At 67.5% G+C, this 14,424-nt stretch carries 10 protein-coding genes; 7 read left to right on the top strand and 3 right to left on the bottom strand.

What is annotated here, in order from left to right; all coding sequences use genetic code 11:
* Positions 1 to 420: 420 nt before the first annotated feature.
* The 3 genes from ACQ7JA_RS20410 to ACQ7JA_RS20420 all read right to left on the bottom strand — a co-directional run bounded on the left by ACQ7JA_RS20410 (position 421) and on the right by ACQ7JA_RS20420 (position 2,087).
* Positions 421 to 1,254: an HDOD domain-containing protein gene (locus tag ACQ7JA_RS20410; RefSeq protein WP_430901111.1), complete on the bottom strand. Its 834-nt coding sequence runs from the start codon at positions 1,252 to 1,254 to the stop codon at positions 421 to 423.
* Between the two features lie 87 nt (positions 1,255 to 1,341).
* The gene (locus ACQ7JA_RS20415) at positions 1,342 to 1,623 is read right to left on the bottom strand and encodes a hypothetical protein (protein ID WP_430901113.1); all 282 of its coding nucleotides are present in this window, start codon (positions 1,621 to 1,623) and stop codon (positions 1,342 to 1,344) included.
* Positions 1,620 to 2,087 (bottom strand): MarR family winged helix-turn-helix transcriptional regulator, encoded by a 468-nt coding sequence (locus ACQ7JA_RS20420; protein ID WP_430901115.1) that lies wholly within the window; start codon positions 2,085 to 2,087, stop codon positions 1,620 to 1,622. The genes ACQ7JA_RS20415 and ACQ7JA_RS20420 overlap by 4 nt, the downstream gene beginning before the upstream one ends.
* A 138-nt stretch (positions 2,088 to 2,225) precedes the next feature.
* On the opposite strand from ACQ7JA_RS20420, the gene ACQ7JA_RS20425 reads away from it, so the two are divergent.
* From ACQ7JA_RS20425 to ACQ7JA_RS20455, 7 genes are all read left to right on the top strand, one after another.
* Complete coding sequence (locus tag ACQ7JA_RS20425; RefSeq protein ID WP_430901117.1) at positions 2,226 to 3,167, top strand: GlxA family transcriptional regulator; 942 nt, start codon at positions 2,226 to 2,228, stop codon at positions 3,165 to 3,167.
* A gap of 144 nt (positions 3,168 to 3,311) precedes the next feature.
* The gene (locus tag ACQ7JA_RS20430) at positions 3,312 to 4,553 is read left to right on the top strand and encodes an acetylornithine/succinyldiaminopimelate transaminase (RefSeq protein WP_430901119.1); all 1,242 of its coding nucleotides are present in this window, start codon (positions 3,312 to 3,314) and stop codon (positions 4,551 to 4,553) included.
* 91 nt (positions 4,554 to 4,644) lie between these two features.
* Positions 4,645 to 5,673, top strand: a complete 1,029-nt coding sequence (locus tag ACQ7JA_RS20435) for an arginine N-succinyltransferase (RefSeq protein WP_430901121.1) — start codon at positions 4,645 to 4,647, stop codon at positions 5,671 to 5,673.
* Between the two features lie 11 nt (positions 5,674 to 5,684).
* The gene (gene astA / locus ACQ7JA_RS20440) at positions 5,685 to 6,731 is read left to right on the top strand and encodes an arginine N-succinyltransferase (RefSeq protein WP_430901123.1); all 1,047 of its coding nucleotides are present in this window, start codon (positions 5,685 to 5,687) and stop codon (positions 6,729 to 6,731) included.
* Positions 6,724 to 8,193, top strand: coding sequence for a succinylglutamate-semialdehyde dehydrogenase (gene astD, locus ACQ7JA_RS20445; RefSeq protein WP_430901125.1), 1,470 nt, complete (start codon positions 6,724 to 6,726; stop codon positions 8,191 to 8,193). The genes astA and astD overlap by 8 nt, the downstream gene beginning before the upstream one ends.
* Positions 8,194 to 8,196: 3 nt before the next feature.
* Positions 8,197 to 9,540, top strand: a complete 1,344-nt coding sequence (gene astB, locus ACQ7JA_RS20450) for an N-succinylarginine dihydrolase (protein ID WP_430901127.1) — start codon at positions 8,197 to 8,199, stop codon at positions 9,538 to 9,540.
* 180 nt (positions 9,541 to 9,720) lie between these two features.
* Positions 9,721 to 14,424 (top strand): NAD-glutamate dehydrogenase domain-containing protein, encoded by a 4,704-nt coding sequence (locus ACQ7JA_RS20455; protein WP_430901129.1) that lies wholly within the window; start codon positions 9,721 to 9,723, stop codon positions 14,422 to 14,424.

A 14,424-nucleotide genomic window follows, 5' to 3' on the forward strand; every position in this document is an offset into this window, starting at 1 on the left:
GTCAGCGTTGTCGGACCTGCAGCATCCGGCAAGTCTTCCTGTCTCGCCAAGGCATTCTTCCCGCGGTAGCGGCGCGCGCTACCGGCCGTATCGCATCGCGGTTGAAATATGCCGTTCTACGTGAGTCAGCGTACGGAGTGCGCGGCCGCGTGCACGGTACAGTAGACCCGTCTCTTTCAGGACATCCCTAGTTTTGGACTTCACCCGCTCCTCGAGAGCGGGTTTTTTTTGCCTGGCACACATCAGAGTTGGCGCTGGTGCAATTGAAGTGAAAAAAGATGCAAAAAACGCAGCTGTGTGAATCAGCGCACGGAAGCGGGCCCATGCTTGACCTATAGTGGAATCGTCTCTTTCAGGACATCCCTAGTTTTGGACTTTGCCCGCTTCCCTAAAGCGGGCATTTTTTTTGGCATGTCTGCGTCAGATCAAGGCGGCCGTCAGGCTCTTCACTTCTTCGGCCGATTCCGCCAGCACCTGGGCCAGGGTGCCCTCGCCGGCGATGAAATCGATGGTCGCGGCCGAGTGCATGGTGGTGGCGCCGGGGCGCTGGTGCAGCGGAGAAGGGAAGGGCGCGAGGTCGTTGGCCAGCAGCAGGGTGTCGCCCAAGGTTTCCGGCGGCAGGGCGCGCATGCCGTTCCACAGGGCCTCGATGGCGCCCATCACCGGCACCGGCACGCCGAGCTTGGACAGCACGCCGCGGCCGATCGCCACTTCGCCATGCTCGATCCACTCGTCGGCGTCGCCATCGACCAGGCCGGGGAATTCCTCGGCGCGCGACAGCAGGTAGAAGCCGCCCACTTCGTGCACGATGCCCGCGAACATCGCGGTTTCCGGGTCGACGAAGGAGACGCGGCGCGCGATCACCTGGCAGAGTGCGGCCACGTGGGCCGAGTGGATCCACAGGGCGTCGGCACGGGCGCGCAGGTCCGGGTCCTTGAGCCCGCTGGCCAGTTGGCGCACGATGACGGAGGCCGCCAGCGCACCCAGGGTGCGGAAACCCACGCGCTGCACGGCCGCGCGGACATTCGTGACGTCATGGCCGGCGCGGTTGTAGGCCACCGAGTTGGCGATCGCGACGGTGCGCGCCGCCAGCAGCGGCTCGGCCTGCACCAGCCTGGCCGCCATCTCGATATGGCAGTCGGGTTCGTTCAACGCACGCTGCAGCTTGAGCGTGGCGTCGACATTGGTCGGGAAGCTGAGTTCGCCGCGGCTGGCCTGGGCGGCAATTTCCTTGAGGGCGGAGAGTTGGTCCATCGGAAAATTATACCTCCAACATATTGCCGGGTCGGTAAAAATTACTCTACGGCATTAGTTCGAGGCCCTGCCGCCTGGCCGGGAGGCTCACGGCTCGCCAAAAATGGCGTCGCAGCCTTCCTTCTGTTCCTCGGTATTTTCGAGCTCGTCTTCCAGGCCCAGGTCGGCCAGTTCCTCGACGGCGTTCATGAAGCTGTTGAGTTTGGTTGCGCCGATGAGGCGGTAGATCTCGCCCGCTTCGTTGCGTACGCCGATGAGCATCGGCTCTTCCTTGACTTCGTCGAGCGGCGCCACGTCGAGCAGCAGGTTACCGATGATGTGTTTGTCGAAATGGGCAGGCTTCTTGCCTTCGATCAGGGATGTTTTCAAGGCGCTTCCTTTGTAGTTGGTGAAGACGGGCGCATGCCGCCCAGCGCGATGCGCTCGCGCAGCAGGCGCAGGGCGCTGTCCAGGGCGTCGAATTCGGCCTCGCTATAGCCGGCGAACAGCTGCTTGCCGTGCGCCACGACCTGCGGGAACACCTCGCAGAATACCCCTTCGCCGGCGGGTGTGAGGCGCACGAAGAAGGAGCGCTTGTCCTCGCTGCTGCGTTCGCGCAGCACCAGGCCTTTCTGTTCCAGCCGCTCGATCACGCCGGTGAGCGTGCCCTTGGTGATCAGGGTGCGCTCGCCGAGTTCCTTGTAGCTCATGCCGGGCGTATTGCCCAGCGTCGCAATGATATCGAACTGCGCGTGCGTCAGGCCATGCTGGCGCACCGACTCGCCGGAAAAACGCTCGAAGCCCTGCATGCACTCGGCCAGCAGCCGGACACTCTTTAGATATCGTTCCCCCATGGGGCAGGATTATAGCCGCACGCCGGGACTTTCCTCCGGCGCAGCGCACGGACCGGAGCGGCCGCGGCCGCTCGCATGGGCTGCGCCACGATCCGGTATCATTACGGCCGATGCCTATCCCGCCGTCCACCCCCTGCCATGCAGCCCGCTGACCTGTCCGTCCTGGCACGGGAGCGTCCGCTGCGCGTGCTGCTGGTCAATGCGGGCGAACCGGACACCCTGAGCTGGTCGGGCCTGGTGCAGCCGCTGCGCCTGGCGGCCAAGCTGCTGGGCCCCGAGCTGCTGCACGTGGACGTGCGCAGCCCCGACAAATTTGCCGCCGACAGCCAGCGCCACTGGCACCTGGTGCTGCTGGTGGCCGACGAGGCCGAAGCCGCGTTAAAACCCGCCAACTGCCGCGCCCTGGTCGAGCGCTGCCGCGCCGCGCCCTTCTGGGGCGGCGTGGGCGCGGGCGTGCTGTGGCTGGCCGACGCCGGCGCCCTGCACGGCATCCGCACGGCGCTGCCCTGGGCCCTCTATCCCGATACCAATGCGCTGGCGGAACAGGCCCTGTTCACGCCCAATCTCTACGAGTTCGACGGCAACCGCCTGACCTGTTGCGGCGGCGGCGCCAGCATCGACTTCGCCCTGACCCTGGTCGAGATGCTGTTCGGCGCCGGCGTGCAGGCCCAGGTGAAGGAAATCCTGTGCATCGACAGGGTGCGCGGCAAGGACGAGCGCCAGCGCGTGGCCCTGCAGGCGCGCTTCGGCACCCTGCAGCCCAAGCTGACCGAGGCGGTGGCGCTGATGGAAGCGAATATCGAGGAGCCGCTCTCGACCGACGAGATCGCCCAGCTGGCCGGCATCTCGCGGCGCCAGCTGGAACGCCTGTTCAAGCAATATCTCGGCAGCCTGCCGTCGCGCTACTACCTCGAGCTGCGCCTGCAAAGGGCGCGTAAACTGCTGATCGACACCAACCATTCGATCGTGCAGGTGGGGCTGATGTGCGGCTTCTCGTCCGGCTCGCATTTTTCGACGGCTTTCGGGGCGCTGTTCGGCAATACACCTCGGGAAGAGCGGCAGCGCAAGCTGGCCCAGTAGCCAATCCCATCATATTTCCCGGCCAAAAACGAAAAAGCCTGTCGCACTTCTGCAAGAACTTGTCAGGTGGCCTTCCTATAATGGCTCGATCCTGCGCGACGTTTGGTCTGCGCACAACCTTCTTGAATTGATGAGGAAGAAGCCATGAACGCAAAGCTTGATTCGGGTGTCACCACGCGGCCTGTCACTCGGCAGACCTTCGACGAAGTCCTCGTCCCGACCTACGCCCCGGCCGCCATGGTGCCGGTGCGCGCGGCCGGCCTGGACGTGTGGGACCAGGAAGGCAAGCGTTACCTGGACTTCACCTCGGGCATCGCGGTCTCGAGCCTGGGCCACTGCAACCCGGTGCTGGTCGACGCGGTTACCAAGCAGATCAACACCCTCTGGCACCTCGGCAACGGCTACACCAACGAGCCGGTGCTGCGCCTGGGCCTGGCACTGACCGAAGCGACGTTTGCCGACCGCGCCTTCTTCTGCAACTCGGGCGCCGAAGCCAACGAAGCGGCCCTGAAGCTGGCGCGTAAATATGCGCACACCAAGTTCGGCCCGCACAAGTCGCGCATCGTGTCCTGCCTGTCGTCCTTCCACGGCCGCACCCTGTTCACCGTCTCGGTGGGCGGCCAGCCGAAGTACACCGAAGGCTTCGAGCCGCTGCCGCAGGAACTGAGCCACATCCCCTACAACGACATCGAGGCCGCGCGCGCCGCGATCACCGACGATGTCGCCGCCGTGATCGTCGAGCCGATCCAGGGCGAGGGCGGCGTCATCCCGGGCAACCCGGACTACCTGAAGGCGCTGCGCGAGATCTGCGACCAGACCGGCGCCGTGCTGGTGTTCGACGAAGTGCAGTCGGGCGTGGGCCGCACCGGCACCTTCTTCGCCTACCAGCAGATGAACGTCACCCCGGACATCCTGACCTCGGCCAAGGCCCTGGGCAACGGCTACCCGATCGGCGCCATGCTCACCAAGGAAGAGATCGGCCAGCACTTCAACGTCGGTTCGCACGGCACCACCTACGGCGGCAACCCGCTGGCGGCGACCGTCGGCCTGAACGTGGTCGAGACCATCAACCAGCCCGCCTTCCTGGCGCGCGTCAAGGAAGCGAGCGGCAAGATCTTCGCCAACCTCGAGAAGCTCGCAGGCGACTACCCACAGGTGTTCGGCAAGGCGCGCGGCATGGGCCTGCTGATCGGCATGCCGATGGCGGAAGCCTACAAGGGCCGCTCCAAGGACTACACCAAGGCCTGCGAGAAGCTCGGCCTGATGCTGCTGATCGCCGGCCCGGATGTCGTGCGCCTGGCGCCGGCGCTGATCGTCTCGGACGAGCAGATCGCCGAAGCCGACCGCCTGATGCGCGAAGCCGTCGAGGCCTTCATCGCCGCCTGAATCGCGGCATGAGCGTGGCCGGCCCGCCTGGACAGGCGTGGCCGGCCTCGCTGTTCAAGCAGACCGACCAGAATCCTTACCAGGAGTTCGCATGTACGTAGTTCGTCCGGTAGATCGCGCGGACATCGGCGCCCTCGAGGCAATGGCCGCGGTGTCGATTCCCGGCCTGCACACGCTGCCGCGCACCCGCGAAGCCATCGTCGCGGCGGTCGAGCGTTCGATCGCTTCCTTCGCCGCCCACGTCGACATTCCCAGCGAAGAGTCCTACCAGTTCGTGCTGGAAGACCTGCACTCGCGCGAGGTGGTCGGCACCGCCGCCATCCACGCCTCGGCCGGTTCCAACGGCACCTATTTCGCCTTCCGCAACGACGTGATCCAGCAGGTCTCGCGCGACCTGAACATCAGCCACAGCGTGCATGCGCTGACCCTGTGCTCGGAGCTCACGGCCTGCTCGCACCTGTCGGGCTTCTACATCCGCCACCGCGAGACAGCGGGCCAGGAAGCGGCGCTGCTGTCGCGCGCGCGCCTGCTGTACGCGATGCTGGCGCCGCACCGCTTCGGCGACCGCTTCTTCGTGCCGCTGGCCGGCGTGACCGACGCCAACGGCCAGTCGGCCTTCTGGAATGCGCTGGGCCGCAAGTTCTTCAAGATGGACTTCCTCGAAGCCGAGCGCGTCATCGACGGCGCCCGCAACCGCACCCTGATCGTCGAGCTGATGCCGCACTATCCGGTCTACGTGCCGCTGCTGCCGGAAGACGCCCAGGCCGTGCTTGGCCAGATCCACCCGAGCGGCCAGCTGGCCTTCAAGCTCCTGACCCAGGAAGGCTTCGAGGCCGACGAGTACATCGACATCTTCGACGGCGGCCCGATCCTGCAGGCCCACAAGAATTCGCTGCGCTCCTTCTGCGGCTCGCAGCTGCGCCAGGTCGAGAATGCCGGCCGCGCGGCGGGCACCGAAGAGCTGGTGACGTATGCGGTGGCCAGTACCGAACTGAACTTCCGCGCCGTGATCGCGGCCTGCCCGCCGGTCGAGACCGCGCAGGCGATCTGCCTGCCGCGCGACGCCCAGCAGGCGCTCGGCGTCTCCGCCGGCGACACCGTCACCTGCGTGCGCATTTGAGAGAGGACGACATGCTCGTTATCCGTGCAGTACAAACCGCCGACCTGGACGCCCTGATCGAGATGGCGCGCCAGGCCGGCAGCGGCATGACCACCCTCAAGCCGGACCGCAAGATGCTGGGCGACCGCGTCGCCACCGCGGTCGCCTCCTTCAACGAGACCATCCCGCCCGAGCAGCGCGACTACATGTTCGTGCTCGAGCATGCCGCGCAGTCAGCCGAGCCTGGGAGCATCGCCGGCGTGTGCGCGATCAAGGGTGCGGTCGGCCTCACCGAGCCCTTCTACAACTACCGCATCGGCACCCTGGTGCACTGCAGCCGCGAACTGAACGTGTTCACGCGGATGGAGACCCTGTACCTGTCGAACGACCTGACCGGCTCCTCCGAACTGTGCTCGCTGTTCCTGCTGCCGGAGTATCGCGCCGGCTTCAACGGCAAGTGGCTGTCGAAGAGCCGCTTCCTCTTCATCGCCCAGTTCCAGCAGCTGTTCACCGAGAAGATCATCGCCGAGATGCGCGGCTACCAGGACGAGAACGGCGTCTCGCCCTTCTACGAAGGCCTGGGCCGCCACTTCTTCAAGATGGACTTCGACCACGTCGACGGCCTGACCGCGATCGGCAAGAAATCCTTCATCGCCGAACTGATGCCGCGCCAGCCCCTGTACGTGGACTACCTGCCGGAATCGGCGCGCGAGGTGATCGGCAAGGTCCACACCTCGACCCAGCCGGCGCGCAAGCTCCTGGAAAACGAGGGCATGCACTACGAAGGCTACGTCGACATCTTCGACGCCGGCCCGGTGCTGCAGGGCCGCGTGTCCGAGCTGCGCGCGGTGCGCGACAGCGTGCTGGCGGTGGCCGGGGAAGGCGTCGAGGAAGGGGAGACCGAACACCTGCTGGTCTCGAACACCCGCCTCGCCGATTTCCGCATGATCCTGACCCGCGGCGTGCCCGGCGCCGCCCGCATTGCACTGAGCGCCCAGGAGCTGTCGCAACTGCACGTGCAGTCGGGCGACGAGGTCCGCACGCTGTCACTCAATACAAGGAAGAACGCGCATGCCTAATCTCTCGAACTACATCGACGGCGCCTGGCTCGCCGGCAGCGGCCGCGAACTGGCCACCATCGACCCGTCCACCGGCCGCCAGACCTGGACCAGCAACGAGTCCACGGGCGAGGACGTGGGCCGCGCCGTCGCCGCCGCGCGCGCCGCCTTCGAAGCCTGGGCGCTCACGCCGCTGGAGCAGCGCATCGCGATCGCGACCCGCTTCCGCGACCTGCTCAAGGAGCACAGCGAAGAACTGGCCGCCACCATCGCCGAGGAAGTCGGCAAGCCCCTGTGGGAAGCGCGTACGGAAGTGACGACGATGGCGAACAAGATCGACATCTCGGTCCAGTCCTACGGCAGCCGCACCGGCGAGACGGCCAACAAGGTCGCCGACGGCAATGCCGTGCTGCGCCACCGCCCGCACGGCGTGTTCGCTGTCTACGGTCCCTACAACTTCCCCGGCCACCTGCCGAACGGCCACATCGTGCCGGCCCTGATCGCCGGGAACACCGTGGTGTTCAAGCCGAGCGAGTACGCGCCGCGCACGGCAGTCAAGACCGTGCAGCTGTGGGAGCAGGCCGGCCTGCCGAAGGGCGTGCTGAACCTGGTCAACGGCGGCCGCGAGACCGGCATGGCGCTCGGCCAGAACGGCGACATCGACGGCATCCTGTTCACCGGCAGCAGCCAGACCGGCGCCGCCCTGCACAAGCAGTTCGGCGGCCAGCCGGGCAAGATGCTGGCGCTGGAAATGGGCGGCAACAATCCGCTGGTGGTGTGGGACGTGGACAATGTGGACGCCGCCGTCCACCACACGGTGATGTCGGCCTTCATTTCGGCCGGCCAGCGCTGCACCTGCGCGCGCCGCCTGATCATCCAGGACACGCCGCAGGCGCAAGCCTTCCTCGAGCGCCTGGTGGAAGTCGCATCGAAGCTGCAGGTCGGCGCCTCGAACGCCGAGCCCCAGCCCTTCATGGGCCCCGTGGTATCGAGCACCGTGGCCGCGCGCCTGGTGCAGGCCCAGGCCGAGATGGCCGATAAAGGCGGCAAGGTGCTGCTGCAAATGAAGCAGCTCGACCCGAACGCCGGCTTCGTCACCGCCGGCATCGTCGACACCACCGACGCGCAAGGCATCCCGGACGAGGAATGGTTCGGCCCCCTGCTGCAGGTGATCCGCGTGAAGGACTTCGACGCGGCGCTGCGTGCCGCCAACGCCACCGAATTCGGCCTGGCCGCGGCGCTGCTCTCTCCATCCGAAGAGCTGTGGAAGCGCTTCGCCGTGCGCGCGCGCGCCGGCATCGTCAACTGGAACCGCCCGACCACGGGCGCTGCCAGCTCCGCGCCGTTCGGCGGCGTCGGCAAGTCGGGCAACCACCGCCCGAGCGCCTACTACGCCGCGGACTACTGCGCCTACCCGGTCGCCTCGATCGAGACGACCGAACTCGAAATGCCGGCCAAGCTGTCGCCCGGCCTGACCTTCTAAATCATGCGTACCGCTCGCGAATACAATTTCGACGGCCTGGTTGGCCCGTCCCACAACTACGCCGGCCTGTCCTTCGGCAACGTCGCGTCCTTCAGCAACGTGCGTAGCGCCTCCAACCCGCGCCAGGCCGCCCTGCAGGGCCTGGCCAAGATGCGGGCCCTGGCCGCGCGCGGCTTCGCCCAGGCCGTGATGCCGCCGCAGGCGCGCCCGAACTTCCGCCTGCTGCGCCGCATCGGCTTTTCCGGAACGGACGCCGACGTGCTGGCGCGCGCCTGGCGCGAGGCGCCGGTGATCCTGGCCTGCGCCTACTCGGCCGCGCCGATGTGGACCGCCAATGCGGCCACCGTCAGCCCCTCGGCCGATTCGCAGGACGGCCGCGTGCACTTCACGGCCGCGAACCTGAACAACAAGCTGCACCGCTCGGAAGAGCACGTGCAGGCGACCCGCACCCTGCGCGCCATCTTCGGCGACAGCAGCCGCTTCGTGGTGCACGACGCGCTGCCGCCGGTCCCGGCCTTCGGCGACGAGGGCGCGGCCAACCACACCCGCTTCGCCGCCTCCCACGGCGCGGCGGGCGTCGAGTTCTTCGTCTACGGCCGCGTGGAATTCGACCCGTCCGCCCCAAGCCCGAAGAAATACCCGGCGCGCCAGACCCTGGAAGCATCAGCGGCCGTGGCCCGCCTGCACGGCCTGGACCCCGCCCGCACCGTGTTCGCATCGCAGAACCCGGACGTGATCGACCAGGGCGTGTTCCACAACGACGTGATCGCGGTCGGCAACGGCAATGTGCTGTTCTACCACGACCAGGCCTTCTTCGACGAAGCCGCGACCCTCGACGCCCTGCGCCGCGCCATGGGCGCCGTCGACACCGACCTGGTGCCGGTGCGCGTGGCCAGCGGCGAGGTGCCGGTGGCCGATGCCGTGGCGAGCTACCTGTTCAACAGCCAGCTGCTCAGCAAGCCGGACGGCCGCATGGCCCTGGTGGTGCCGCACGAGTGCCGCGAGAACGCGGCCGTGGCGCGCTACCTGGCCGGCCTGGTGGCCAGCGGCGGCCCGATCGACGAGCTGATCGAGTTCGACCTGCGCCAGAGCATGCGCAACGGCGGCGGTCCTGCCTGCCTGCGCCTGCGCGTGGCGCTCACCGACGAGGAAGCGGCGGCCATGCACGGCGGCGTGATCATGACCGAGGAGCTGTATGCGCGCCTGGTGGCCTGGGTCGAGAAGCACTACCGCGACCGCATCGAGCCGAAGGACCTGGCCGACCCGCAGCTGGCGATCGAATGCGCGGCCGCACTCGAGGAGCTGGAGCGGATCCTCGGCTTGCCCGGCCTGTACGACCTTTCGTGACACTTTCAGCGCCGCACGGAACACGGGTGACCGGGCCGTTGCGGCATGTTCTAATACCGGATTGACGCGCCAGGCTGGCGCAACACGGAATTCGGACGGGACAACCCCGTCCATATAAGCAGGGGCGGCGCGAAGCCACAAGCCAGAACGCCCCCTCGCACCAAACTTTGGAGAAGCAACATGAACGACATGTCTCAAGATTTGCGCAACCAGACGCTTAACCTGGTCAACGCAAACAACGCCGCCGCCTCCGGGCAGGTCGGCGCCCTGATCAGCGCCTGGCTCGGTTCCCTCGACGACGAGGACCTGGCCGGCACCGCGCCCGCCAGCCTGGCGCCGGTGCTGTGGGAAGGTTTCTCGCAGCTGGCCCAGCGCACCGCGCCCGGCTGCCAGATCGCGCAGATGCGCTACACCGACGCCCGCGGCGGCATGGCCACCGCCCTGCTGATCCTGAATGAAGACATGCCATACCTGGTCGATTCCTTCGTCATGGCCCTGCGCAAGGAGCGCCAGAGCGCCGCCGGCGTGATGAACGCCGTGCTGCCGGTGCGCCGCGACGCGGGCGGCACCGCCGTCTCGGTCGGCGAAGCCGGCGCCCCGCTGGAATCGATCGTGCTGATCCTGATGAGCGACGAACTCGAATTCTCCGAGCTGGACGCCCTGACCGCGCGCATCCGCATGGTCGCCAGCGACGCCGCCGTCGTGAAGCGCGACGCCGTCAAGATGGCCGACCGCATGACCGCCGTCGCCGCGGCAGCCGCGAATGCCGGCAGCGCCGAAGGCCAGGAAGTGGCCGCCTTCCTCGAGTGGGCCAAGAACGAAGGCTTCGAGCCCTTCGGCTACGCCTACTACATGGTGAAGGAAGGCGTGCGTGAACTCGAACGCGACATCCCGAGCCGCATCGGCGTGCTGGCCGACACCGCCCACCCGGTCTACGGCACCTGCCTGGCCAACATCCCGGGCGACTTCGAAACCCTGTCGCGCCGCGCCGACACCCTGTCGATCGTCAAGGCCGACGTCGAGGGCACCCTGCACCGCGACCAGCCGCTCGACTTCATCGGCGTGCGCGACACCGACGCCCAGGGCAAGATCCTGGGCGAGCACTGCTTCGTCGGCCTGTTCACCCGCGCCGCCACCGCCACCCCGCTGGCGCGCCTGCCCTTCGCACGCGGCCGCGTCGCCAAGGTGCTGTCGATCGCCGGCGTGCGCCAGGAAGGCTTCCGCGCCGAGAAATTCGTCGAGATCCTCGAGTCGCTGCCGCGCACCGAAGCGCTGGAAGCCGATCCGGAGTGGCTGGCCCAGGTGTGCTCCTCGGTCGTGTCGCTCTACAAGCAGCCGCGTCCGAAAGTCTTCGCACGCCGCGACGTGTATGCGCGCCACCTGAACGTGCTGGTCTACCTGCCGCGCGAGCGCTACAGCGCCGCCGTGGCAGCCAGCCTGGCCTCGGCCCTGAAGGACAGCTCGGGCGCCCGCGACGTGCGCGTCCAGACCCTGGTGGCCGACGGCCCGCTGGCCCGCGTCTACCTGATCGCCCAAGCCGCCCGCTACCCGCTGGACCTGGAAACCGACATCCAGCAGCCGCTGCTGTCGGTGCTGGACGGCTGGCATGACCGTTTCGCCACCGCCACCAACGGCATCGAAGACCACGGCGTGCGCAGCAGCCTGCGCAAGCTCGGCGCCAACCTGCCGGTCAGTTTTGTGACCAACACCGCGCCGGAAACCGCCTTCCGCGACCTGCAGGCCCTGCTCAAGAACGGCAAGTCCGAGCGCGTCACCGTGCGCGTGGAGCCGGGCGACGACGCCAACGGCATCGACGCCTCGATCCGCATGTATTCGGGCGAAGTCGTGCCTTCGCTGTCGCGCATCCTGCCGGCCCTGCAGAACGCCGGCATCGCGGTCGACCGCGAGCAGACCTGGACCATCAAGGCGGCCGACGGCAGCATCCACAACGTCACCGCGCTGGCCGTGGACGACGAGAGCGGCGCCAAGCTGGTCAAGCAGGGCATCATCCCGGTGGCCGAGGAGCTGTTCACCGCGCTGTTCAACAACGACGCCGAAGACGGCCGCATGAACGGCCTGACCATCGAGGGCGGCCTGTCGATGCGCGAAGTGCAGCTGGTGCGCGCCTACATCAGCTACTGGCGCCAGCTCGGCTCGAAGTTCTCTGTGCGCTACATGGCCGAGACCCTGCGCACCCAGCCGGCCCTGGTGAAGGAATTCGTCGCCGGCTTCCTGCTGCGCTTCGATCCGGCGCTGGGCGAGTCCGAGCGCAATGCCGGCACCGCCAAGCTGGCCGCACTGCGCGCCGGCCTGTCGACCGTGAACCACGCCGACACCGAAGAGATCATGGCGGCCCTGGTCGACCTGGCCCTGGCCACCGTGCGCACCAACTACTTCCAGAACAGCGGCGAGAAGATCATCTTCAAGGTCGACACCAGCAACCTGGCGCTGGCGCCGGAACCGCGTCCGTATCGCGAGATCTACGTGTTCTCGCGCCGCTTCGAAGGCGTGCACCTGCGCGGCGGCCCGGTCGCCCGCGGCGGCCTGCGCTGGTCGGACCGCATGGAAGACTACCGCACCGAAGTGCTCGGCCTGGTCAAGGCCCAGATGGTGAAGAACGCCGTCATCGTGCCGGCCGGCTCCAAGGGTGGCTTCGTCTGCAAGCAGATGCCGACCGGCGCCCCGCGCGAAGTGGTGGCGGCCGAGGGTGAAGCCTGCTACCGCGAATTCATCGCCAGCCTGCTGGAAGTGACCGACAACCGCGTACGCGGCGCCATCGTCCCGCCGGAAAACACCGTGCGCCACGACCAGGACGACCCGTATCTCGTCGTCGCGGCCGACAAGGGCACCGCGACCTTCTCCGACATCGCCAACAGCATCGCCGTCAAGCGCGGCTTCTGGCTGGGCGATGCGTTTGCCTCGGGCGGCTCGAACGGCTACGACCACAAGAAGATGGGCATCACCGCCAAGGGCGCCTTCGAAGCGGTCAAGCGCCACTTCTACGAACTGGGCCACGACATGAGCACCACCCCGGTGACCATGGTCGGCGTGGGCGACATGTCGGGCGACGTGTTCGGCAACGGCGTGCTGCTGTCGCGCCAGCTGAAACTGGTGGCGGCGTTTGACCACCGCCACATCTTCCTGGACCCGACCCCGGACGTCGCAGCGTCGTTCAAGGAGCGCGAGCGCATGTTCGCACTGCCGCGCTCCTCGTGGGAAGACTACGACAAGAGCCTGATCTCGCAGGGCGGCGGCGTGTTCCCGCGTACCGCGCGTTCGATCGAGCTCTCGCCTGAAGTGCGTGCCGCCCTGGACATCAAGGAAGCCTCGCTGTCGCCGGAAGAGCTGATGCACCGCATCCTGCTGGCGCCGGTCGACCTGTTCTACAACGGCGGCATCGGCACCTACATCAAGTCCTCGAACGAGACCCACGCCCAGGTGAAGGACCGCGCCAACGACCGCATCCGCGTGAACGGCAACGAACTGCGCTGCAAGGTGGTGTCCGAAGGCGGCAACCTGGGCGCGACCCAGGCCGGCCGTATCGAGTTTGCCCTGGCCGGCGGCCGCATCTTCACCGATGCGATCGACAACTCGGCGGGCGTGGACTGCTCGGACCACGAAGTCAACATCAAGATCTGGCTGGACACCGAAGTCAACGCCGGCGAACTGCCTGAAGCCGACCGCAACCGCATCCTGAACGAAATGACTGGCGCCGTCGAAGACCTGGTCCTGCGCGACAACAAGCAGCAGACCCACCTGCTGACGCGCGAAGCGCAGGCCCAGGCCACCGCCTCGGTGGTCGACGGCTACGCGGCGTTGATCACCAACCTGGAAGGCGAGGGCGCCGTCAATCGCGAGCTGGAACAGCTGCCGAGCGACACCGAACTGCAGCGCCGCAAGGCTCTCGGCCTCGGTCTCACCGCGCCGGAACTGGCCGTGGTCATCGCCAACGTGAAGAACCGCTTCAAGCGCACCCTGCTGGCGATCGACCTCACCAGCGAATCCTGGGCCGAGCCGCTGCTGCGTCCTTACTTCCCGGCCCAGCTGGTCGCCACCCGCAATCCGCTGAACCACCCGCTGGCCAACGCCATCCTGGCGACCGTGCTGGCCAACGAAGCCGTCAACCGCTGCGGTCCGCTGATGCTGCGCGACCTGGCGGCCGAGCACCGCGTGGAAGAAACGGAAGTGGTGAAGGCCTGGGCCCGCGCCTGGTCGGCCCTGCACCTGGCGCCGGTGTTCGACGCCCTCGACGCCGATGCGCTCAAGGTGCCGCGCGACGTCTCGATGATGGTCGATGCGCGTACCCGTGCGCTGCTGCGCGCCGTGATCGAAGGCGTGCTGTCGCTGCCGGCCGGCGCCGACGGCATGGCCGAGCTGTCCACGCTGTTCGGCCAGGCCGACCAGCTGCGTTCGCTGACTCCGGCCCGTTCGGAAGCCGATGGCCACACCGGCCTGCCGGCTTCCTTCATCGCAGCCTGGAAGGCGGTCGAGACCATCGAGTCGCTGGCCACCTTCCTGTTCGCGGCAGTGTCGGTGGAGCGTCCGAGCGGGATGAGCCTGGCCCAGTTCCTGCAGGTCGGCATGCTGCTTCGCCAGCAGGCCGGCATCGACATGCTCGAGCGCGGCCTGAAGCTGCCGGCCCAGAGCAAGTCGCAGGAACAGCTGCGCAACTACGCGATGCAGGCCCTGCGCCGCACCCAGCAGCGCCTGCTGCTGCAGGTGATCGAGCAGGCCGGCAAGGGCGGCGATGCGCAGGCGGCGGTCAAGGCGGTCACCGAGGCGCGCGGCCTGACCGGCTTCGCCCAGCCGACGGACCTCGAGCAGGCCATGCTGGACGTGTGGGCGCTGTCGGAAGGTTCGAATCCGGACCGTCTGGCCGCGTAA

The sequence above is a fragment of the Massilia sp. BKSP1R2A-1 genome, assembly GCF_050586525.1.
Classification (GTDB): Bacteria; Pseudomonadota; Gammaproteobacteria; order Burkholderiales; family Burkholderiaceae_D; genus Telluria.

Coding starts and splice junctions, on each gene's coding strand:
- astB (WP_430901127.1), top strand. CDS start 8,197: ATGCGTACCGCTCGCGAATACAATTTCGACGGCCTGGTTGGCCCGTCC.
- astA (WP_430901123.1), top strand. CDS start 5,685: ATGCTCGTTATCCGTGCAGTACAAACCGCCGACCTGGACGCCCTGATC.
- astD (WP_430901125.1), top strand. CDS start 6,724: ATGCCTAATCTCTCGAACTACATCGACGGCGCCTGGCTCGCCGGCAGC.
- ACQ7JA_RS20430 (WP_430901119.1), top strand. CDS start 3,312: ATGAACGCAAAGCTTGATTCGGGTGTCACCACGCGGCCTGTCACTCGG.
- ACQ7JA_RS20410 (WP_430901111.1), bottom strand. CDS start 1,254: ATGGACCAACTCTCCGCCCTCAAGGAAATTGCCGCCCAGGCCAGCCGC.
- ACQ7JA_RS20425 (WP_430901117.1), top strand. CDS start 2,226: ATGCAGCCCGCTGACCTGTCCGTCCTGGCACGGGAGCGTCCGCTGCGC.
- ACQ7JA_RS20455 (WP_430901129.1), top strand. CDS start 9,721: ATGAACGACATGTCTCAAGATTTGCGCAACCAGACGCTTAACCTGGTC.
- ACQ7JA_RS20435 (WP_430901121.1), top strand. CDS start 4,645: ATGTACGTAGTTCGTCCGGTAGATCGCGCGGACATCGGCGCCCTCGAG.
- ACQ7JA_RS20420 (WP_430901115.1), bottom strand. CDS start 2,087: ATGGGGGAACGATATCTAAAGAGTGTCCGGCTGCTGGCCGAGTGCATG.